The organism is Amylolactobacillus amylophilus DSM 20533 = JCM 1125, from assembly GCF_001936335.1.
GTDB classification, from domain to species: domain Bacteria; phylum Bacillota; class Bacilli; order Lactobacillales; family Lactobacillaceae; genus Amylolactobacillus; species Amylolactobacillus amylophilus.
The window spans coordinates 1318574-1339763 of the sequence record NZ_CP018888.1; the positions used below are offsets into that span (position 1 = coordinate 1318574).

At 44.9% G+C, this 21190-nt stretch carries 26 protein-coding genes, 1 other RNA gene and 1 riboswitch; of the genes, 25 read left to right on the forward strand and 2 right to left on the reverse strand.

Features of this window, described 5'->3' with window-relative positions; genetic code table 11:
- Positions 1-8 precede the first annotated feature (8 nt).
- Genes LA20533_RS06905 through LA20533_RS06940 form a run of 8 tightly spaced genes read left to right on the forward strand, consistent with a single transcriptional unit; the run spans position 9 to position 7574 of the window.
- Positions 9-1103: an ABC transporter ATP-binding protein gene (locus tag LA20533_RS06905; RefSeq protein ID WP_141322551.1), complete on the forward strand. Its 1095-nt coding sequence runs from the start codon at positions 9-11 to the stop codon at positions 1101-1103.
- The gene (locus tag LA20533_RS06910) at positions 1096-1911 is read left to right on the forward strand and encodes an ABC transporter permease (protein ID WP_056946406.1); all 816 of its coding nucleotides are present in this window, start codon (positions 1096-1098) and stop codon (positions 1909-1911) included. Before LA20533_RS06905 ends, LA20533_RS06910 begins: the two co-directional genes overlap by 8 nt.
- Complete coding sequence (locus LA20533_RS06915) at positions 1911-2729, forward strand: ABC transporter permease (RefSeq protein WP_054745974.1); 819 nt, start codon at positions 1911-1913, stop codon at positions 2727-2729. The genes LA20533_RS06910 and LA20533_RS06915 overlap by 1 nt, the downstream gene beginning before the upstream one ends.
- On the forward strand, positions 2726-3799 hold the full coding sequence (locus LA20533_RS06920; RefSeq protein WP_054745976.1) for an ABC transporter substrate-binding protein: 1074 nt from the start codon (positions 2726-2728) through the stop codon (positions 3797-3799). The genes LA20533_RS06915 and LA20533_RS06920 overlap by 4 nt, the downstream gene beginning before the upstream one ends.
- A 58-nt stretch (positions 3800-3857) precedes the next feature.
- Positions 3858-4700, forward strand: a complete 843-nt coding sequence (gene cdaA, locus LA20533_RS06925; RefSeq protein WP_056945992.1) for a diadenylate cyclase CdaA — start codon at positions 3858-3860, stop codon at positions 4698-4700.
- On the forward strand, positions 4697-5653 hold the full coding sequence (locus tag LA20533_RS06930; RefSeq protein WP_054745978.1) for a CdaR family protein: 957 nt from the start codon (positions 4697-4699) through the stop codon (positions 5651-5653). The genes cdaA and LA20533_RS06930 overlap by 4 nt, the downstream gene beginning before the upstream one ends.
- A 15-nt stretch (positions 5654-5668) precedes the next feature.
- The gene (gene glmM, locus LA20533_RS06935) at positions 5669-7030 is read left to right on the forward strand and encodes a phosphoglucosamine mutase (RefSeq protein WP_056945993.1); all 1362 of its coding nucleotides are present in this window, start codon (positions 5669-5671) and stop codon (positions 7028-7030) included.
- Positions 7023-7574, forward strand: a complete 552-nt coding sequence (locus LA20533_RS06940; protein WP_056945994.1) for a GNAT family N-acetyltransferase — start codon at positions 7023-7025, stop codon at positions 7572-7574. Before glmM ends, LA20533_RS06940 begins: the two co-directional genes overlap by 8 nt.
- A gap of 64 nt (positions 7575-7638) precedes the next feature.
- On the opposite strand, the gene LA20533_RS06945 is transcribed toward LA20533_RS06940, so the two are convergent.
- Complete coding sequence (locus tag LA20533_RS06945) at positions 7639-8139, reverse strand: QueT transporter family protein (RefSeq protein ID WP_056945995.1); 501 nt, start codon at positions 8137-8139, stop codon at positions 7639-7641.
- 7 nt (positions 8140-8146) lie between these two features.
- Positions 8147-8191, reverse strand: a riboswitch (PreQ1 riboswitch).
- A 115-nt stretch (positions 8192-8306) separates the two neighbouring features.
- On the opposite strand from LA20533_RS06945, the gene yidA reads away from it, so the two are divergent.
- Positions 8307-9122 carry a sugar-phosphatase gene (gene yidA / locus LA20533_RS06950; RefSeq protein WP_054745985.1) on the forward strand — a complete coding sequence of 272 codons (816 nt, stop codon included), beginning with the start codon at positions 8307-8309 and terminating at the stop codon, positions 9120-9122.
- Positions 9123-9140: 18 nt separating this feature from the next.
- Here the strand turns inward: yidA and LA20533_RS06955 are convergent, their stop codons facing one another.
- Positions 9141-10358 carry a DUF4097 family beta strand repeat-containing protein gene (locus LA20533_RS06955; RefSeq protein WP_056945996.1) on the reverse strand — a complete coding sequence of 406 codons (1218 nt, stop codon included), beginning with the start codon at positions 10356-10358 and terminating at the stop codon, positions 9141-9143.
- Positions 10359-10526: 168 nt separating this feature from the next.
- Here LA20533_RS06955 and LA20533_RS06960 point away from each other — a divergent pair, with 168 nt between their 5' ends.
- The 16 genes from LA20533_RS06960 to LA20533_RS07035 all read left to right on the forward strand — a co-directional run bounded on the left by LA20533_RS06960 (position 10527) and on the right by LA20533_RS07035 (position 21051).
- Positions 10527-11036: a VanZ family protein gene (locus tag LA20533_RS06960; RefSeq protein WP_056945997.1), complete on the forward strand. Its 510-nt coding sequence runs from the start codon at positions 10527-10529 to the stop codon at positions 11034-11036.
- A 79-nt stretch (positions 11037-11115) separates the two neighbouring features.
- A complete protein-coding gene (locus LA20533_RS06965) occupies positions 11116-11847 on the forward strand; it encodes a YebC/PmpR family DNA-binding transcriptional regulator (RefSeq protein WP_054746019.1) in 732 nt (243 codons plus the stop codon).
- 129 nt (positions 11848-11976) lie between these two features.
- Positions 11977-12945 carry a competence type IV pilus ATPase ComGA gene (gene comGA, locus LA20533_RS06970; protein ID WP_054745988.1) on the forward strand — a complete coding sequence of 323 codons (969 nt, stop codon included), beginning with the start codon at positions 11977-11979 and terminating at the stop codon, positions 12943-12945.
- Complete coding sequence (locus LA20533_RS06975) at positions 12911-13918, forward strand: type II secretion system F family protein (RefSeq protein ID WP_056945998.1); 1008 nt, start codon at positions 12911-12913, stop codon at positions 13916-13918. Before comGA ends, LA20533_RS06975 begins: the two co-directional genes overlap by 35 nt.
- 31 nt (positions 13919-13949) lie before the next feature.
- Positions 13950-14285: a competence type IV pilus major pilin ComGC gene (locus tag LA20533_RS06980; protein ID WP_056945999.1), complete on the forward strand. Its 336-nt coding sequence runs from the start codon at positions 13950-13952 to the stop codon at positions 14283-14285.
- Positions 14263-14688 (forward strand): type II secretion system protein, encoded by a 426-nt coding sequence (locus LA20533_RS06985; protein WP_056946000.1) that lies wholly within the window; start codon positions 14263-14265, stop codon positions 14686-14688. Before LA20533_RS06980 ends, LA20533_RS06985 begins: the two co-directional genes overlap by 23 nt.
- Complete coding sequence (locus LA20533_RS06990) at positions 14678-14929, forward strand: type IV pilus modification PilV family protein (protein WP_141322550.1); 252 nt, start codon at positions 14678-14680, stop codon at positions 14927-14929. The genes LA20533_RS06985 and LA20533_RS06990 overlap by 11 nt, the downstream gene beginning before the upstream one ends.
- A 4-nt stretch (positions 14930-14933) precedes the next feature.
- Positions 14934-15395, forward strand: a complete 462-nt coding sequence (locus LA20533_RS06995) for a prepilin-type N-terminal cleavage/methylation domain-containing protein (RefSeq protein WP_056946002.1) — start codon at positions 14934-14936, stop codon at positions 15393-15395.
- A gap of 196 nt (positions 15396-15591) precedes the next feature.
- Positions 15592-16593, forward strand: a complete 1002-nt coding sequence (locus LA20533_RS07000; protein WP_054745995.1) for a class I SAM-dependent methyltransferase — start codon at positions 15592-15594, stop codon at positions 16591-16593.
- Between the two features lie 13 nt (positions 16594-16606).
- On the forward strand, positions 16607-17788 hold the full coding sequence (locus LA20533_RS07005) for an acetate/propionate family kinase (RefSeq protein ID WP_056946003.1): 1182 nt from the start codon (positions 16607-16609) through the stop codon (positions 17786-17788).
- 140 nt (positions 17789-17928) lie between these two features.
- Positions 17929-18633: an ATP-binding cassette domain-containing protein gene (locus tag LA20533_RS07010; protein ID WP_056946004.1), complete on the forward strand. Its 705-nt coding sequence runs from the start codon at positions 17929-17931 to the stop codon at positions 18631-18633.
- A complete protein-coding gene (locus LA20533_RS07015) occupies positions 18626-19330 on the forward strand; it encodes a hypothetical protein (protein ID WP_056946005.1) in 705 nt (234 codons plus the stop codon). The genes LA20533_RS07010 and LA20533_RS07015 overlap by 8 nt, the downstream gene beginning before the upstream one ends.
- 23 nt (positions 19331-19353) lie before the next feature.
- The gene (locus LA20533_RS07020) at positions 19354-19803 is read left to right on the forward strand and encodes a hypothetical protein (RefSeq protein ID WP_056946006.1); all 450 of its coding nucleotides are present in this window, start codon (positions 19354-19356) and stop codon (positions 19801-19803) included.
- A gap of 48 nt (positions 19804-19851) precedes the next feature.
- Positions 19852-20217: a transfer-messenger RNA gene (ssrA, locus tag LA20533_RS07025) on the forward strand.
- A 200-nt stretch (positions 20218-20417) separates the two neighbouring features.
- The gene (locus LA20533_RS07030) at positions 20418-20603 is read left to right on the forward strand and encodes a type II toxin-antitoxin system HicA family toxin (protein ID WP_236693765.1); all 186 of its coding nucleotides are present in this window, start codon (positions 20418-20420) and stop codon (positions 20601-20603) included.
- A 46-nt stretch (positions 20604-20649) separates the two neighbouring features.
- Positions 20650-21051: a type II toxin-antitoxin system HicB family antitoxin gene (locus LA20533_RS07035; protein WP_075362850.1), complete on the forward strand. Its 402-nt coding sequence runs from the start codon at positions 20650-20652 to the stop codon at positions 21049-21051.
- The last annotated feature ends 139 nt before the right edge of the window (positions 21052-21190 follow it).

Here is a 21190-nt window from a genome sequence, read left to right on the forward strand (position 1 = left end):
CGATGATTGTGGAACCAATTATTGAATTAAGAAATATTGGCAAAGAGTACGAGGACGGGTTCGTGGCACTAAAAGATGTGAACCTAGAGATAGAGAGTGGCAAAATTTACTCACTGCTGGGTCCGTCTGGTTCGGGAAAGACGACGATTTTGCAGATCATTGGCGGCTTCTCTAAACCAACAACAGGCTCCGTCTTGTTCGAGGGCAAGGATATCAGGAGCGTTGACGCAAGTAAGCGCCAGATTAACACGGTATTCCAAAACTACGGTATTTTCCCACACCTCGATGTCTACGATAACATTGCATTCGGGCTGGTCGTCCGAAAGCTACCAAAAGCGGAAATCGACGCTGCCGTGAAGGACGCGCTGAAGATGGTTCGCCTTGAGGGTTTTTCAGACCGAGACCCGGCAGAATTGAGTGGCGGTCAGAGACAACGTGTGGCAATCGCGCGCGCAATCGTCACGAAGCCTAAAGTGTTGCTGTTGGACGAGCCCTTATCTGCTTTAGACAAGCGTCTCAGAAAAGACATGCAATACGAATTACGGGAACTGCAAAAGCGCTTAGGGATTACCTTTATATTCGTGACCCATGATCAAGAAGAAGCGCTCGCCATGAGTGACGAAATCTTCGTTTTAAATGATGGTCAGGTGTTACAAAGTGGTACGCCGGTCGACATCTATGATGAACCAATCAACCACTTCGTAGCCGAATTTATCGGAGACTCGAACATTGTTCCCGGTAAGATGATTGCGGATTACCAGGTTGAATTTGTTAATCGACTTTTTGAATGTGCCGATGCCGGGATGCGGCCAAACGAGCGGGTTGAAGTAGTGCTCAGACCAGAGGATTTAGACATTACGACCGTGGAGCAGGGTAAGATTGTGGTGAAGGTGGAGACACAGCTGTTTCTGGGGGATCACTACGAAATTCTGGGAGTTGACGTAGACGATAACGAATGGCTGATTCACTCTACTAATCCAACAGAAGAAGGCAAAGAGGTGGGCCTTTTCTTCGAACCCGAGGATATTCATGTCATGCGCTTCGGCGAATCGGAGGAGGACTTCGATGCGAGACTGGAGGGGTACGAAGAAGATGATGAATAAGAGAAAATATTTTTTCCTTGCACCATACGTTTTATGGATCACCTTTTTTGTCGTGCTCCCGATTATCCTAATTACCTACCAATCCTTTACCGACATTGCTGGTAAGTTGACGTTGTCTAATTATGTCACATTCTTCACTAACGGGACCTTCTTAAAGATGACCCTCAGTTCGTTCTGGTATGCCTTCCTGATTACACTATTTGCACTGCTCATTAGCTATCCTGCTGCGTATATCTTAAGCACACTAAAACGCGCGCAACTCTGGTTACTGCTGATCATTCTCCCAACGTGGATTAATCTTCTGCTGAAGGCTTACGCATTCATCGGTATCCTGGGTCGGGATGGCATGGTCAACAGTTTCCTGGGTTTCTTCGGGGTGGCGCCTCAAGGGATGCTCTTCACAAGTTTTGCCTTCTTATTTGTGGCGACTTACATCGAGATTCCATTCATGATTCTACCAATCTATAATTCCGTCATCGAGCTTGATCCGGCGCTGCTACGGGCGAGTCAGGATTTAGGTGCGTCGAAGTTCCAGACTTTCAAAAAAGTTGTGTTGCCACTGACGCTGCCGGGTATCCAAGCAGGGGTTCAGGCAGTCTTCATCCCGTCACTCTCACTCTTCATGTTAACTAGGCTGATTGGTGGTAACAAGGTGATTACACTCGGTACCGCAATTGAGGAATACTTCTTGACGACGATGAATTGGGGCATGGGCTCCACCATCGGCGTGATTCTGATTGCTATCATGATTATCACGATGGTCTTCACTACCGACAGGAAAAAGAGAAATAGGAGGGTGAACTTCTAATGAAAAATATCAAGTGGGGTCGCATCTACTTATTTGTTGTCTTGGTGGTCCTTTACCTCCCAATTTTCTACCTGATTTTCTATTCATTCTCTACTGGTGAGCGAATGAGCAACTATCAAGGATTCACGTTCAGCCACTATGCGGATCTGTTCGCGGATAGCCGGCTGATCACGATTGTCATCAATACGATGATTATCGCATTGCTATCGAGCCTGATCGCCACAATCATTGGCACTCTAGGTGCCATTGCCATCAACCAGACCGTTTCGCGCCGCCAAAAGAATGTCCTGTTGACCCTCAATAACATTCTCTTGGTCTCGCCCGATGTCATCATCGGTGCAAGTTTTCTCATCTTCTTCACCGCACTCGGGATTGGTTTGGGCTTCGGCTCGGTCTTGTTTAGTCACATCGCATTCTCGATTCCAATTGTTGTTTTAATGGTTCTTCCCCGGTTAAAAGAAATGGATTCTGCATTAATTGATGTTGCTAAGGACCTTGGGGCAAGTGACATGCAGGTTTTGAGTCGTGTGCTGTTGCCATTCATTACTCCGGGAATTTTATCCGGCTTCTTCATGGCATTCACGTACTCACTGGATGACTTTGCCGTAACATTCTTTGTTACAGGTAACGGGTTCTCCACCCTGTCGGTTGAAATCTATTCAAGAGCACGTCAGGGAATCAATTTAGAAATCAACGCACTCAGTGCTTTGATGTTCGTTTTTGCCTTGATTCTCGTAATTGGTTATTACCTAATTAGCACTCATAATAGGTCGAAGAAAGATAAGAAACGGGCGACGGTTTCTGGGGTGGTACGATGAAAAAGTTAATGACTGCTACACTAGCCATCCTCCTCGTCTGCCTAGGATTGTTCTTCTGGACAAAAGCGTTGAATCCGCAGCAGAGTGGTGGTGGCGCTAAGTCTGTCACAATCTACAATTGGGGTGACTACCTCGATCCTGCGCTAATCAAGAAGTTTGAGCGGCAGACTGGCTATCGTGTCACCTATGAGACCTTTGATAGCAACGAGGCAATGTACACGAAGATTAAACAGGGCGGTACTAGTTATGACTTGGCTGTGCCGTCCGAATACATGATTGAGAAACTTCAAAAAGCTCATCTGCTCGAAGGAATTGACAAGAGTAAAATTAAAAATTTCAAGGAAATCGATCCTTTATTCCTCCATCGTTCCTTCGATCCGCAGAATAATTATTCCGTTCCTTATTTTTGGGGGACACTGGGAATTATCTATAACGATCAGATGGTTAAACCGGGCACGATTGAGCATTGGGATGATCTCTGGCACAGTCAACTAAGAAACAAGATCCTACTCGTGGATAGCGCGCGAGATATCATGGGCTTCTCGCTCGTTTCTTTGGGTTACTCAATGAATTCGACGAACCACGTACAGTTGAAACTGGCTCAAACCAAATTGAATGAGCTGAGTTATAATGTGAAGGCCATCGTTGCCGACGAGCTGAAAATGTACATGATTCAAAACGAAGCCGCGGTCGGCGTTACTTGGTCAGGTGAGGCCAGTGAAATGCTCGCTGCAAACAAGCACCTGCACTACGTAGTACCTTCAGAGGGAAGTAACCTTTGGTTTGACAACATGGTGATTCCAAAGACGGTGAAGAATAAGGCTGGTGCATACGCTTTTATCAACTTTATGCTTGAGCCAAAGAATGCCGCCCAAAATGCGGAATATGTGGGTTACGCGACGCCGGTCAAGCGGGCAAAGGAGATCCTACCAAAGAGCATTAGCTCCGATCAGCAGTTCTATCCTAGTGAGAAAACAATGGAAAAACTTGAAGTTTACCGTGACTTGGGGACGAAAATAGTTCAGGACTACAACGATTTGTTCCTTGAATTCAAAATGTATGTCAGATAGTTACTAGAAGACATGATTTGACGTGCTATAATATTTTACATAGACAGGAGAGATACATATGTTACAAGATTGGGCTCATCTTTTAACGCTACAGAACTTAATGAATTTGCTAGATATCTTGATTGTCTGGTATATTATTTATCGTTTAATCATGTTGGTGCGCGGCACGAAAGCGGTACAGTTAGTTAAGGGAATCGGCATCATTATCGTTATTCGACTGGCAAGCGGTTATTTGCAGTTACACACACTTGCCTACCTGGTCGATCAGATATTGGCCTGGAGTGTGATTGGTGTAATTGTCATCTTTCAACCAGAAATTCGCCGCGGCCTTGAACAGCTTGGTCGTGCCCCGATTTTTGGTGGAGCAAGCTTCTCTGAGAAGGAACAAAGCGAACAATTTGTGGAGCAGCTCGATAAGTCAATCCAGTACATGTCGAAACGCCGGATTGGTGCTTTAATCAGTATTCAACAGAAGACTGGCCTCGAGGATTATATCGAGACGGGTATTACAATCGATGCGGAGACTACCGGTGAATTGTTGATTAACATTTTCATTCCGAACACACCGCTCCATGATGGTGCCGTGATTATTCGTGACGGCCGAATCGCCGTTGCTGCGGCTTACCTACCATTGTCTGATAGTAATATGATTCCAAAGAATTTGGGCACTAGGCACCGGGCGGCTGTCGGTATTTCCGAAGTGACGGACGCCATCACTATTGTGGTGTCCGAGGAGACCGGTGGGGTAACCATTACGAAGAACAGTCAATTTATGGTTGATCTTTCGCGTGAGGATTACCTGAAGTACTTGCGCGCCCAGTTAGTCCCGGCGGCAGATGGTAAAGAACCTTGGTATCGGTCATTTCTTGATCGATTATGGAAATGGGGGTCGAAACAATGAAGAAACTGTTTGATAATCCCTGGATTTACCGGATTGTTGCACTTATTTTTACGATATTACTTTTCATCTACATCAATCAATCGCAGTTAACTTCGACGACGCCACAGAACCAGGAACAAACTACCAAAATGGCCACGAAGACGCAGTCTGTCAAAGTGACACTCCAAGTTAGCGCTAATACTGAGAAATACTTTGTGACAGGTTATCCGGAGAAGGTGACCGTCAAGTTGGAGGGTCCGAGCGCGCTGGTCACGTCGACGGTGAATACAATGAACTTTCGGGCCTTCATTGATTTATCGAAATTCAAGACGGGCAAGTACAATGTGCCGATCGAAATCTCTGGACTGAATAACCAAATTACATATTCGGTTAAACCGGCGCGGGTAGATGCGACCATTCAGACCAAGAAGTCGAAGAACTTCCCCATTCAGATTGTTTACAGCAAGGATGGCGTGCCAGACGGCTACGAAGTGGGAACGGCGAAGGCTGCGCCTAGCGTTGTCGCTGTAACGGGCCCGAAGAGTGAGATCGAACAAGTAGATCATATCGAGGCGAAGATTAGCGTACCTAAGGGTGCCACGCAGACCATTGACCAGGAGGTGATGCTGGTCGCAGTTGATCAGGATGGCAGACAGCTCAATACTATTTTGACCCCGGCAACGACGCACGTCACGGTCCCAATTGTCTTACCGTCAAAGACTGTGAAGGTAAAGCTCACGCAGAAGAATGGCGAGTCCGATAAGGTCTACGCGTTGACGACTGACACTGCCCGGGTACGCATTTACGGTCATACTGCTGATCTAAAAGAGATCGAGGAGATTGAGGTACCAGTCGATTTGACGAACCAAAGTGTCGATTATGAAGACACGTTCACGCTCAAGAAACCAACTGGTGTGGTTAAAATTGACCCGGCAAAAATAAAAGTAAACGTAAAGATAAAAGGAAACGATTAGGGAAGGTAACTAACGATGACAAAATATTTTGGTACTGATGGAGTTCGCGGAGTCGCAAATGAGGGACTGACGCCAGAATTAGCATTTAAACTTGGGCGTGACGGCGGATACGTCCTCACGCAGCAAAAAGAAGATCAGTCAAGGAGACCAAAAGTATTAGTTGCCCGGGATACACGTATTTCTGGTGAGATGCTTGAGTACTCCCTGATTGCGGGATTGCTCTCTGTGGGGATTGAGGTCTTGAACCTCGGTGTGATCTCTACCCCAGCTGTGGCGTACTTGGTGAAGGCACAGGATGCGGATGCTGGTATCATGATTTCGGCCTCACACAACCCTGTTGAGGACAATGGAATCAAGTTCTTTGGTGGAGATGGTTACAAACTATCAGATGCTACCGAAGAGAAGATTGAGGCGTTATTAGATACACCTGAAGACGTTTTGCCGCGTCCGTCTGCTGACGGGCTAGGTAGTGTCGAGGAGTATCCGGAGGGTGCATCGAAATATCTCCAATTTATCGAACAGACCATTCCAGATGACGTCGCGGATATTAAAGTGGTCGTTGATGCCGCAAATGGTGCTACTAGTTCATTAGTGAGCCGGCTCTTTGCGGACGTTGATGCGGACTTCGAGACCATTGCTGATCACCCGAACGGCTTGAACATCAACAACCAGGTGGGCTCAACCCATCCTGAGCAGTTACAGGCTGCCGTGGTGGAGAAGGGGGTACAGATTGGGTTGGCCTTCGATGGTGACGGTGACCGGTGTATCGCTGTGGATGAGAATGGTGCGATTGTCGATGGTGACAAAATCATGTATATTCTCGGTAAGTTCATGAGCGAGAAGGGGCGTTTGAAACAAGATACGATTGTGACAACCGTCATGAGTAATCTGGGCCTGTATAAGGCTATTGACGCGGCTGGTCTTAACTCAGTCCAGACACAGGTCGGAGACCGCTACGTTGTCGAAGAGATGAGAAAAGATGGCTACAACATCGGTGGTGAGCAATCCGGTCATATCGTCTTATTCGATTATCACAATACTGGTGATGGCATGCTAACTGGTTTACATCTGCTCTACGTGATGAAAGAAACTGGTAAGAAACTCAGTGAGTTAGCTGCACCCGTGAAGACCTACCCACAGAAATTGGTCAACATTAAGGTGACAGATAAGAATGCTTGGGAGAATAATGAGGCGATTCAAGCCGTGATTGACACGGTGGAAAAGGAAATGAACGGTGAAGGTCGCGTGTTAGTTCGTCCTTCAGGAACCGAGTCTTTGCTGCGTGTGATGGCCGAGGCAGCAACCAAAGAGTTGGTTGAGCAATATGTAAACCGAATTTGTGACGTCGTCCGGGCCGAGATTGGTATTAATGAATAACTTACAAGAGGAGTTACCACTCGAACTGGTTGTTGATGACGATATTATTCTTAGAGTAAAAAAACCGGAATTTGCGCTGGAGCTCTTTACACTAATTCAGGTGCAAAGAGACTACTTACTGGAATGGTTGCCCTGGGTCGAGCACGTCACTTCGCCCGCTGCGCAGGAATTATCGCTCAGGCAATTTTACAATGCCACCATGAAAGGTGAGGCTTACGAGACTTTAATTTTCTACAAGGGACAAGTGGCTGGCAGCCTAAGTTTCAACGAGATATCACACCTCAATCACCAGGCCGATATTGGATATTGGCTGAGTGCGGACCTAAAGGGACGGGGAATTATGACCAAGAGTGTAGCCAAGTTGATTAAGTTTGGCTTTGGCCAACTCAAGCTCCATAAAATTACGTTAGTGGCTGCAGTTGAAAACCAGCCCAGCAATGCCGTGGCTAAGCGGGTCGGTATGACGCTCGAGGCGACACTGAGGGAGCAAATTCTCCTTAAGTCAGGTTATCATGACGTCAATTATTACAGTATTTTCGCATAAAAAAAGTTTCTCGACTCTCTAATCAGAGAATGAGAAACTTTTTTTGGTGCTAGCAATATTTAGTTTAGTTACTAAATTTATATTTCGTAGGAATACTCTTGCTTCGTTCGATTAAGCCGAAGATGATGGCACCAGCTGCACACATCACAAACTCGGTGAGCATCAGTCCGGCATACGTAATCCAAAATGGTGCGCCGGCAATGTACTTCAGCTCGAGCGCAATCATGAACATGCTGAGGGCGCCAACGACTGGCACGACAGCTAAGCGGGCCCAGTAATTCTTGATCAGGCGGCTAATTAAGTAGCTACCGCCCGTGATAACTAGTGTATTTGCTGTACCGACAATCAGGTCAACCGCGGCGAGGCTGCTGAACATGTTGACGATGAAGCAGCCGATGGTCACAGACCAAACATAACGCTTGTTGAAGACGGCAATTGCGTTGGTCATCTCGGCGAAGCGGAATTGGAGCGGTCCAAAGCTCAGGGGCAGGAATAAGAGTCCGAGGGCAACATAGAGGGCTGCGACCAGACCCATCTTGGTTAGTTCTAACGTTTTTTCTTTCATCACAAAATTCTCCTTAGTTTTTTATTGTGGGGTGGTTACGAACCACAGTGTGATAACTTGACCTATTTTACAGAAATTTAACAAAACTGCAAGTTCTCACAGAATCATCCTACAAGAAACCGCTTTTTCCGTTATACTAGTACTAATTGAATTGATAGGAGTTAATAATGACAATTAAATTAATCGCCACAGATATGGATGGCACACTACTGACAGACCAAAAGGAAATTTCACCTGCAGCACTCGCGGCAATCGCCGCCGCACGCGCAAAGGGTGTTAAGGTAGTGCTCGCGACTGGTCGGCCATTACCTGGTGTAGCGCGCTATGTACAGCAATTAGGATTGAGCGGTGAGGATGAATACGTCTTGACTTACAACGGCGCGTTCGTCCAGAACCTCGCGGGTAATCCCGTAATCGAGCATCCGCTGGGCTATCAGGACTTCAGTCGTTGGAATGAACTAGCGGTGCAGAATCAGACATACCTACACTTCGAGACGCTCAACCACTTCTACACGCCAAATGCCGACATGAACCTCTACATTTCGATGGAAAGTTTCCTGACTCACATGCCAATTAGATATCGGCGCCCGGAACAGATTCCCACTGGCATTGAGATTAGTAAGATCATGATCACAGATGAGCCTAGTAAGCTCACGCAATTCATTAAGCAGGTTCCAGCTAGCATGTATGAGGATTATCAACTTACACAGAGCGAGGATTTCTTCTTTGAGATAAACAGCAAGGACGCATCAAAGGGAACCGGCGTACTAGAATTAGCTCAAAAACTAGGAATTGCCCCAGATGAGGTGATGATTCTTGGCGATCAAGGAAACGACCTCTCGATGTTTAAACAACCCGACTTCTTAAAGGTAGCCATGGGTAACGCCATTCCAATGATCAAGGAGCATGCGACATATGTGACGGCGACGAACGAGGATGATGGGTTTGCTAAAGCTGTGCGTAAATTTGCGCTGGGCGAATAACCACTAAAAAAAGCAGCATTACTGCAGCTTGATGTTACCGTTAACTGTACTCAGAGTGACGTTGTTAGCCGGTAATTGTCCGACTTGGCCAAGCGTCTGACCTTTGTTGTAGTCCGTGATCTTGGCATTTTTGGGTAGAAGCACGCGCCCCGTCTTCGAGGTTACGTCGAATTGATAAGCAGTTTCTGTTGGGAAAGCGACCTTAATCTGGCCGCTTTTTTCTTCAACCCGCAAATCACCAGTAAGCTGATTGAAATCTAGCCGTACGTTTCCGGAACGGCACAAAATCTTCCCTGCTCCTGCGATATTTAAGGCACGAATATAACCACTCTGGGTTTTCAGGTCGAAGAACTTTGCCGTGACATCCTCTAGACGAATGTTGCCGCTGGTGCAGTTGGTGACCAAGGTTTCGGCTATGATGTCTGTCAGTTTCAGATTACCGCTCTTCATGGTGATGACGAATTGATTGGCCGTTCCTTGAACGTGCACGTCTTGTAAGCGCACGTTGCCACTCTTGCCGTTAATGTGGAAATCCGTCGTCTTAATGTGCTGTGCTTTTAAATTACCGCTCTTCGCATCGACCTGAATTCGTTTCACATCCAGGTCGGTTAGTCTGATGTTGCCCGAATTAATCGTGAGATCGAATAGTATATCGGAGTGTAACTTGGTGACGATCACGTTACCCGTACTTGAGGTTAGTGAGAAGAAGCCGGCAAAACTCTGGGGAAGTGAAATTTCAATTCTGTTCCGCAGGATGCCCACGATTTTACGTGGCCCCTGCTCGATTTGGAGTACATTACCAACCTTGCTCGGAGTTGAGAACAATCCCTTGATTTCTCGCGACATGAATTCCCGGACCGTCAACTTATTATCGGTAGTTGGTAAAATTAGGATGTTCCCGAGGTGGAAATTCAGGTGCAGCTCCGAAATATTCTGGAGCTCGACGCTATAGGAATTAACTAGTTCTAGGCTGTTCAAGCGCCGATTGATCTGTGAATAGAGGTTGAAGCTCTTCGAGTAGTCGACCTCTTGCTCACCAATAAACTTGAGTAATTGGTCAAGATCACTCGCGTTCTCGATGGCAATCGCCACTGCCTCTTCCTCGGTGTGGCCTGAAGCCACCTTCTGCTGCACGAAGTTATTCATATCTTCCTCAATCGATTCACGCAGGTCAGCCAATTCATCAGTTTTCGGGTATTGCCCGAATTTGTTATCTAAAAAATCATTAATATTCATATTATCTCCTTGCAAAATTCCACTAAATCTCTTATACCTAGAATACTGTAAATTTATTTTTTTACTAGTGAAATGACGTAAGATGGCTGAAAAAATGCGTGAAATTACGTTATTATTGCGTCAAATGCACGTGAACGGCAGAAAATTAGATCGGTGAGGTAGATTCATTTGAGTAAGAAAGAAAAGATCGCATTATCCCTCGGATTAGTGGTACTGGTGTTAATCTTCATCAGTTCATCTATGACATACCAACAGCAAAATATCCAAAGTGACTTGCAACCATTCTGGCCACCATTCACCCGGTTCCTCAACTCATTCAGCTTTGTCTATGCAGGTGAGAAACATTCGCTTGCTCTCGATGGCTATGCCGGATATCTGGAGTTTATCTTGCGTAAATTGGCCCACTTCGCCTCATATTTTCTGATGGGTGCCTTCTTCTACTATGGGTTACGACGCCTCATTAAACACAATTTCTTCCCGGCACTCATCATCTGGCTCGCGATGACCGGCTTAGCCGCATTTGATGAATACCACCAGGCGATTACCGGTGGTAGAACTCCGAGCGTCCACGACGTGATGCTTGACAGTTTCGGTGCAGTAGTAGGCATTCTGCTTGTTGGCCTAATTATTTTCGTGGTGTGGCGTCATCACGAACGAAAAAAACTGGCTGAAAACTAGCAGAGTCATTGAATGTACGAATCTGTTTTGCTATTATTATTAAGGTTAACAAAAAATTGAAATGAAAGAAGGAGACCAAATGTCAGGACATTCAAAATGGCACAATATACAGGGCCGCAAAAATGCTCAAGACGCAAAAAGAGGTAAAATTTTCCAGAAATTATCTCGTGAAATTTACATGGCTGCAAAGAGTGGTGGTCCTGACCCTTCAGGTAATCCTTCTCTTCGTTTAGTATTAGATAAGGCCCGTTCAGCGAACATGCCAAAGGACAATATCCAACGGGCAATCAAGAAGGCAGAGGGTGGCGATGCCACTCACTACGACGAGATTACGTACGAAGGATATGGCCCAGCAGGTGTTGCAATCTTTGTCCAGGCGTTGACAGATAATAAGAACAGAACCGCCTCAGACGTGCGGGTTGCTTTCACTAGAAACGGTGGTAGTCTCGGCGCAACCGGTTCCGTCTCTTACATGTTTGACCGCAAGGGTTACATCGTGATTGATCGGACAACAACGGATGCAGATGAGGACACCGTCTTGATGGACATCATGGATGCTGGTGCGGATGATTTGCAGACAAGTGATGAAGCATTTGAAATATATACCGATGCCAAAGATTTCACGGCTGTCCGTGATGCACTCGAGCAAGCCGGCTATCAGCTTGCCGTCTCAGAACTAACAATGATTCCACAGAACAGCTTGGAAGTACCAGCAGACGAGCTTGAGAAGCTACAACACCTTGTTGACGCGCTCGAAGATAGTGATGATGTGCAAGATGTTTATACTTCAGCATCAAACTTAGAGGAATAAGAATTACATATTACATTTAGACACAGAATTAGATCAGATGAGTAATCATCTGATCTTTTTTTGCGCTGGCAAAAGTTTTACGCATTTTTCTGCGTATTTATTAATGTGACTAGAAAAAAGGAGGGACAAATGAAGGTACAAGAATTATTCAAACAGCTGGTTAGTGCAGCACAGGCCCAGGAGGTCAGCGATATCTACTTTCTCGTCGATGGTGAAGAATACGTCGTGAAATTTAAAGAGATTGCTGGCTTAAGCACATACCGCCGCATGCAGTTAGATTTAGGTGGTGAGTTGATTAATTACCTGAAATATCACGCCCGCATGGATATTACGGAGCACAGGCGCCCGCAGGTCGGGTCGTTTCAATTGCCAGAGAAGTCCTGTTACTTACGGTTGTCTTCCGTTGGTGACTTTCACGGCCGTGAGTCTTTGGTCGTCCGGATAATCTATCGGATGCGAGCTTCAAAATATTTCTTTCCAACAGATTTTACGCGTCTGGTAGAAGTCTGTCAGGGACGTGGTTTGGTACTGACCAGCGGACCAACAGGATCGGGCAAAACAACGCTGATGTACCAGTTGGCGAGAGAGGTCGGGCAGGACAAAATGGTGATGTGTATGGAGGATCCTGTTGAGATAGAGGAGCCCAGCTTTTTCCAAACGCAGATTAACTTGGGCGCAGGAATTACATATCCCGAGCTTTTAAAGGCGGCATTGCGTCACCGACCAGATATTCTGATTATTGGTGAGATTCGCGATAGTGTAACGGCTCAATTAGCTGTGCGAGCAAGTTTAAGTGGCCATTTAGTATTGGCTACCATTCATGCAATGAGTACGAAGGGCACGGTAATGCGTCTTTTGGAACTAGGCGTCAGTGAGTTGGAGTTAATTAATGCGCTTCGTGGTCTCACGTATCAGCGTTTAATTAAGTCAACGGATGACGAACTTAATTGTCTCATTGATGTGGGTAGTGGACCGGACCTAATGCAGGTGATTGAGCAACCAGAGCAGGGATTCTTTACTTGGTCTGCGAGATTAACCCAACTGATGGAAGAAGGGAAATTAAGTGAACAAAACGCCGCAAGCTTTGAGTTTGGGTAAATGGAACACTACTGACCGCATCAAGCTATTAGAGAATATCACTCTGCTCCTAGACAACGGGTTCTCCTTAAATGAGGGCTTGCAGGCCTTGCCGGGAATTTGGCATCAGCGTGAGCATGAATTGTTCCGAATAAACGAATTGATGCGCCAAAACAGGCATTTTGCGCTGATTCTTGCCGAAATTGGTTTCTCTTTGACCACGACGACCCAGATTGGAATGGCACTTGAGGAAGGTACATTGAGACAGTGTCTCCGTCAACTAACGGGCGTGCTGGTTCTGAGACGAGAGCAGATGAAGAAGATTAAGCAAGAGATGGCTTATCCTGTTGTGATTATTGTGATGATGAGTTTTTTAATGATCTTTATGCGCGTTTTTATGGGGAACTACCTCCCGAAGAGTCCCACAGCTGATTGGCAAAAAATTCTGTGGCTATTACTGGGTGTGGGTATTTTAGTGATTATCTATTGTGTCTACTACGCAATAAAGTCGATTAACGAACAGAGCTATGCCCAATTGCTAGTGCTTAGAAGTTGGCCTGTTATTGGCAAGATGGTCTTAAGGTACGCCCAATACCTCATCTTGTTTAATTTAAATATTCTCCTCAGCAATGGTTTTTCGTTGCAGGATATCTGTGGTTTCGCCCTGAAACAGCCCGCGGGCTCCTTGCAGTATCAATTGGGATTAAACGTCAAGCAAAAGCTGGTTGCGGGGCGTACACTACAGGAGATTATCACTGCGGAACCATTTCTGAGCGATGAGCTATTATTTGTCGTCAATACCGGGAGTGAGCGAATAGTGGTGGCGCGACAGATAAAAATACTTGAAGTAATTGCCTATGAAGAGCTATCTGCTGGTCTTCAAAGACTCAGCTTGAAGATTCAACCACTAAGTTTCATCGTGATTGGCATCGGTATCTTAACAATGTATTTAAAGTTGTTGATGCCGGTCTATAGTATGATGCAGGGATTTTAATTAAATCAGTTAACGAAAGAGGAGTATCTAAGTGAGAAAAATAGAGTGGAACAATTTAGGTAAGAGTAAACGAGTTGGCGGCTTTACGCTCATCGAAATGGTGATCGTGGTCCTGATCATCGCGATGTTAACGGTATTGATTCTCCCAAATGCCGCGAAGCAAAAAGGAATCGCCGAACAGAAAACGGATACCGCTTTTATTCAGACAATTCAATCACAGATTGACATTGTAGATACGGAATCCGAAAGAATTTCTTTTGCAGCATTGAAAGAGAATAAACATATCACAAATGAGCAATATAACAAATTGCAGGATGGGTACGTACTAAATGCGGATGGAACAGTTGCTAAAAAAGGAGACAGCTAAGGGTTTTACACTGATTGAAAGCATGGTCACTCTTTTTATCGTGACTCTTTTAATACTGGTACCAGCCGTGGAGCTCACCGGGATGAAGAGAAGTGTAGAACGCCAGCAGACCGTAACGACATTTGTGACCCAATTTGAACAGGCGAAGAAGATTGCTGAAATAAGCAATAGCAGCGCATTAATTCGCTACTACCCAACTAGTCGGAAAATAGTGGTTGCTCAAGCTGGCACAACGAAGCTGCTGGTGAGAATACCAGATCAAATGCAGGTCTTTGGCCTAACGAGCGCACTGAATATTGGCAATGATGGTTACGTCGCACCAACCACCATTACCTTTACAGATGGCTCCTGGAGTAGAAAAATCACGATTCAGATGATGTGGGGTGAGCTGATTGTGGCGTAGATTAGAGGGAATGATTCTGGTTGAGACGATGACCGCCCTAGTCGTCCTAACCATTGGAATCGGTTTTTTAGAGTTAAATATTGCCCAAACGAAACAAATTTTGCTGGCACAGAATCAACGGGTAGATGTTTATCTGGCGGCTAGAATGATGAGGCTAGGTAGGCTTGAGTCAGTCACGGTGCACGACCGAGAATACACTGAATGGGACGTACAAGCGATTCTAACGAAAAGTAGTGAGTAAGCTGATGAAGAAATTACGTGGATTTACGCTGATTGAGAGTGTGATTGCCCTTTTCTGCCTGACCCTGGTCGTGCTACTGCTCGCTAGTAACCTACAGCTTATTAAGCACGCAAACGAGTTCCTCCCGCAGAGTAACGATGTGGCGTATGCTTATGTTAAACTTGATAATTTTCTCCAAAAAGATGGTGGATTCTCGATCGATACCGAGAATTCGACCAGTAAGAAAATGGTTATTCAAAAGAGCCGACAAAAGGAACCAGGAATCACTGTTTCTTATGTGGTGGAATTTTACCAGTCGATGATTCGTGTTCGTGGCAATTCGAGTGGTCATATGCCGTTAATTGTTAAAATTTCTAGTGCTACTTTCAGAATTTGCGATGATGGTTTTCAAATTAGTTTGAGGGAACGAAATGGACAAGTTAGTGAGTTATATTTTAAAGCGAGTTTACTTGAACAGACAACTTAAGGTTCGGGGAAGTGTCATGGTTAGCGCGGTCCTGGTGCTTATTTTGAGCCTGGTCCTCTGGCAGATGTATTACCAGAACTTTGTTGCTATATTGCATGAAAATCAGTTATTAATTACCAATCTCCACAAATGATTAAAGTCATTTCTTGCGTCTCTTATGTCTAATTTGTACAATTGAGCATAGTGAGGTAATTAAATGAAAGCAATTGAAACAATCTACCCTGAATTTGAGCAGGCCGTGAAACTGCTACGGACCGAGTTGAACTCGGACTTTACCACGGCACTCGTTGAGACGTTTGATAACCTGGAGCACCAAACCGTTAAGGTTGACGAGGGAGCGCCGTCAGTCGAAGGTGTAAAACAACTGACGGATGCGTATGCTAAGTTAAATTATGATACGCTCTCTGTAGCGAATAAGGAAACACTGCTTTATTTACTAACGCTGACCGCGGTTAGCCATGATGGTTATGATGAGAACCAGCAAATTACACCGAAATATTTAGCGATGGTAATCGCGATGTTAGCCGAGAAGTTTGTGCCCGATTTAACCGGCAAGAGTATTCTGGATCCAGCAGTTGGGACAGGGACCCTTTTATTAGATGTCCTTAATGAATACAAAGCTAATAAGCGACAGGAACTTAGAGTTAGTGGGATTGACAACAACGCTGATTTACTTGACCTGGCGGATGTCAGGGCATTGGTTGCAAAACAGCCAATCGATCTCTATCATCAAGATGCGCTTGAACCGTGGCTGGGGGATGCACCTGACGTTGTTATTTCTGACTTGCCAGTGGGCTATTATCCGCTTGATGAACGGGCGAAGAAATTTGTTAATGCGCGGCCAACCGGCCACTCTATGGCACATGAATTACTAATTGAACAGATTGTCCTGCATCTCAACCAAAACGGGTTTGCCTTTTTGGTAATTCCTGAGTTATTATTAAAAGGAGAAAACGCTACCAACTTCATTGGCTGGTTAGCCAAAAATGTTTATCTTCAAGCAATTATTGATTTACCAGATGATTTGTTTACGGAACGGAATAAACGTCGGGCGATTATGGTCTTGCAAAACCACGGGGATGACGCACACCAGCCAAAGAATATTCTTTTAGCTAAAATAGGTTCTTTACGTAAGCCAGAATCTCTGGTTGAATTCAATTATGAGCTAAATGAGTGGTACAAAAATAACTTAGGATAGCAGGTACATGATTATGCAAAAAATATTAGCAATTAATTCCGGGAGCTCTTCATTCAAATTCAAGTTATTTGAAATACCTAGTGAAGAGGTTATCACATCAGGAATTGCCGAACGCGTGGGAATCGATGGTTCATTCTTTGAGATTAAGTATCAGGGCCAGAAACAACATTTTGACGTAGCCATTCCCGACCAAGAAGCAGCCGTGAACCTGTTATTACACCATTTAACTGAAATGAAGATTGTGGCTGATCTTGCTGAAATTAAAGGTGTGGGGCACCGGATTGTGGCCGGCGGTGAGGACTTCAAAGAGAGTACCATTATCGATGAGACAAATTTGCAGAAAATTTACGACTTAGCCCAATATGCACCACTGCATAATCCTGCAGAGGCACGCGGTATTGAGGCATTTATGAAGATGTTGCCTGGGGTGCCTCAGGTTGGTGTGTTCGACACGTCATTTCATACCTCGATGCCAATGATTAATTATCTTTATTCCCTACCATATGAATATTATGAAAAATATGGTGCAAGAAAGTATGGTGCACACGGCACGAGCGTACGTTACGTAGCACATCGTGCAGCTGAATTGATGGGAAGAGATATCAGTGAGTTGAAACTCATCGTTTGTCACCTCGGTTCCGGTGCCTCGGTGACCGCAGTTCAGGGTGGTAAGTCGCTCGATACATCAATGGGTTTCACACCGCTAGCGGGTGTGACGATGGGCACCAGAACTGGCGACATCGATGCCTCGCTGATTCCGTTTCTGATGAAGAAACTAAATCTATCCAGTGCACAAGAATTGATTGATATTTTCAACAATAAATCTGGTCTCCTGGGTATTTCCGGTGTTTCACCTGATATGCGTGACGTTGAAGCTACATTTGATCAACCTCGTTCTCGTTTAGCACACGATATCTTCATCAACCGGATTGTACGCTATATCGGCCAGTATGTCTTTGAAATGGGCGGTCTCGACGGTTTGATTTTCACCGCCGGGATTGGAGAACATAGTATCGACATTCGGGACCACATCGTACGGGGACTAGACTTCTATGGTGCCCGGATGGACTGGGATGCGAACATCGCATCGGGCGAACGGTTTATTAACACACCCGAATCAACCGTGAAACTACTGGTTGTGCCAACGGATGAAGAGTTAATGATTGTTCGAGACGTGATCGCACTAACTAAATAGATTATTGAGAGGATTGTTCAGTTGAACGATCCTTTTTTATATTAATAGCGCACAATTGAGGAGTATGAGTAACTTTATTGGTATAATTGGGTCAAGCATTAGGAATCTACTGCCATAATCCCCACAACAGAGGAGACACGATGATAGAAATTACAAACCTTAGTAAGCATTATGGCGAAAAAGCAGCGCTGGCTAATGTTTATTTGACCTTTAGCGACAACAAGATATACGGTTTGCTGGGCTCAAACGGTGCCGGTAAGACAACGCTGATGAAGATTATCGCGAACAGACTGTTCCAAACGGCTGGTACGGTGACGGTCCAGGGTCAACCCGTGCTGGAGAATGAACGGGTACAGCAGAATATCTTTTGTGTGACAGAGAATGATAAGTACCCGAAGGATATCAAATTAAAAAATCTGTTGGTCTGGGAATCCCGTTTCTTTCCTGATTTTGACTTGGATTATGCGAAAGACTTGGCGCAAAAGTTCGATCTGGATTTGAATAAGAAGACGAACAGTCTTTCGACGGGCTACTACACGATACTAAAAGTGGTTGTGGCCCTAGCTAGCAAAGCCAAAATTATGATTCTGGATGAGCCCGTGCTGGGAATTGATTCACTCTACCGTGAGTTATTTTACGAAGTGCTATTAACGCACCACCGGCAGTACCAAAACCTGATCATCATTTCGACGCACTTGATTGAAGAGGTGGAACCCGTTCTTCAGGAGGTTGTGATTATCGATCGGGGACGGATTATCAAGCAAGGTACACTCCAGGAAATCGCTGAAAACGAGAGTTTAAATCAGGCTTATGTGAATATTCTGAAAGGGGTGCGTCATGGATAAGAAACGGTTGAAGTATCTCATCCTCTATCATGTGAATTCGGCTAAGTACCTTTTGGCAATTCTGGCACTGATTATGGGGATCAATTTGGCACTTGGCCTCATCTTCAAAAATGTGCAAAATCCGGTAGGCTCGATTGAGATTGCGGCGTTTGGCTTCGCTCTTTTCGTAGGATATGAACTATTTGGTGAGGCGTTCTCATTTGCGCTGATCAACGGTATTTCGCGGAAGACCTATTATCTCGCTAACATCATCTCTACTGTGATTTTAAGTGTGATTCTGGGAGTCGTCACAGCTGCAACCACCTGGCTCTCAATTAAATTTGCCAACAATCTAATTCTGTACACTCTGCTTTACGGCGAGAATATTCTGGGTTTGTTTATCTGGTGTGTGGCGGCGATGTTTGTGCTAATCACACTGCTGCACTTTACCGCACTCGTTGTCTACCGGTTGAGCAAAAGGGCGAAGTACATCGTGTTGACGGTGGCCGTATTGTTAGGGCCGGCAATTTATCTGTTGAACTACGCTTTCACCGGGCTGAATGCGGCATTAGCCAGATTTGGACTGTTATTACTGGGCTTTTCGAGGACAGGACAGCTAGCACCAAATCCGTTTCTAGCAGCGGGCATGTTCACTAGCTTGGCAGTCTGCGTGCTTCTGTTATCGTGGCTGTTCTTGCGCCGGGTTGAGGCAAAGTAAATCTGAAATTTAGAGGAGAAATCATGTCAGCACCAAGTTATATTTATTTATTAATCAGCCTCCTGCTGGTTATCTTTACGATTTGGCAGAGGAGGACAATCAAGTATCCGGCGAGGAGAAGTCTAGTAGTGCGCCTAATTTGGCTGACTTTAGCACTTGTCATGGCAGCAGTTGTTCTCCTCAATGGGCGCAACAGCGACACAATTGTTGGAGGAATCTTCATCACCGTCTTCTTATTGACCCTATTTCTTTGGTATCCTGGTTTAGGCGAGTGGGGAGTTTTAACCTCGCTCCGTCAAATTCAGTCGTACCAGGCGTTCACGAAGTATGAGCTGAAAGAACTGAGCCCCGGTTTAACGGAGGTCCAACTTTTCCGTGGGGATGTGTTAATTACCGCCCTCAAAATCAAGGGTAAGGTGGAGATTGTAGCGCGGTTTCTTAGCCGTAAAATCAAGCCGACTGCAGAACGATAAATTAGTAATCCCTAGCGGTTTATGCTATACTTTATTAGCAAATCTCCCGGGGGTGTTTTGGAATTCGACAGGCGTAGATTTGCGCTAATCGCGCTTCGTAGGTCGCGTCTACGTTAAAACGCTCAGTTAATCATAACTGCAAACAATGATAATTCATACGCATTAGCTGCTTAATAACCAGTTAGCGTGATCCAATCTGGCTTGCCCGGCGCTAGAATTGGGTCTCAAAAATACGGGCTACGGTCGTCTCTTTCCACCTGCAAGAACGAACAGAGATCATCAGGTTAGTGCGAGCAGGGGAGCCCTGTTATACGGCGGACTGCTCGTGCGAAATTCTAAATAGTATAACTATGAGTGTAGAAGTTAGCGACAAAATGCGTTTGGACAGGGGTTCGAACCCCCTCACCTCCATTATCGAGAGTGTAGATGTTGTTGAATCAATGTCTACACTCTTTTTTGTTTGTGAAAGACGCGCATCATGTTGTTAGATTACTTCCGATGTTTTACCACTACTGTCAGCGTTTTAGCAGCGACAATAATAAGTATAAAGTATTTACAAATTGGTATGTTATATATATACTATAGGTATAGAAAAGAGAAATTTATTAATGCCGATGAAACCCGACAAGCTCGAGAAAATTGTCTTAAGACAAGGTTTTAAATTAGTTCCGGGGAAGGGGAAAGGAAGTCACAGAAGATATAAGCATCCTGACGGACGTACAACCGAAATAAATTTCCATTCAAGGGAGATTAAGAAAGGTACACAAGATAAGATATTTAAGCAGATTGGGCTTAAATAACATCGTGTTTGGGTATATGTTTGTTAGAAAGGACATAAAATATACAATGAAAAATAAAATATTGGTTTATCCAACTATTTTTGCTGAATTTCATGATGATGGAGACTATTTTACAGTAACCAGCCCTAATATTGAGGGAATGATTACACAAGGCGATACTAGAGAAGATGCAGTCATTGAGGCAGTTGATGCAATTGCAACAATGATTGATGGAGAGGATTATCCTAAACCGATGGATCCCTCATCTTGGCGACTTAAATCTAATGAGTCGATTGTTTATATTTCAGTAGATATGAAGCAATGGTACTTAGAAAAAGAAAAACGGTTAAAGACAAAGACGGTCAAAAGAACTATCACAATACCCGAGTATCTAGATAATTTAGCTAGGGAAAGAAAAGTAAACGTTTCTGGACTTGTGAGAAAGGCGTTGGAAAAAGAGTTAATCTAGTGTTGATCAGGGTCAATAAGTAATAGTTAACATCGACTGCACAAGTTCTATGAAAAGACTTTTTGGCTATTTCCCACATCATTGTTGGTGTGGGGAATTTTTTTGCAATCGCCGCCACCATAATAAAAAACCAGCCACC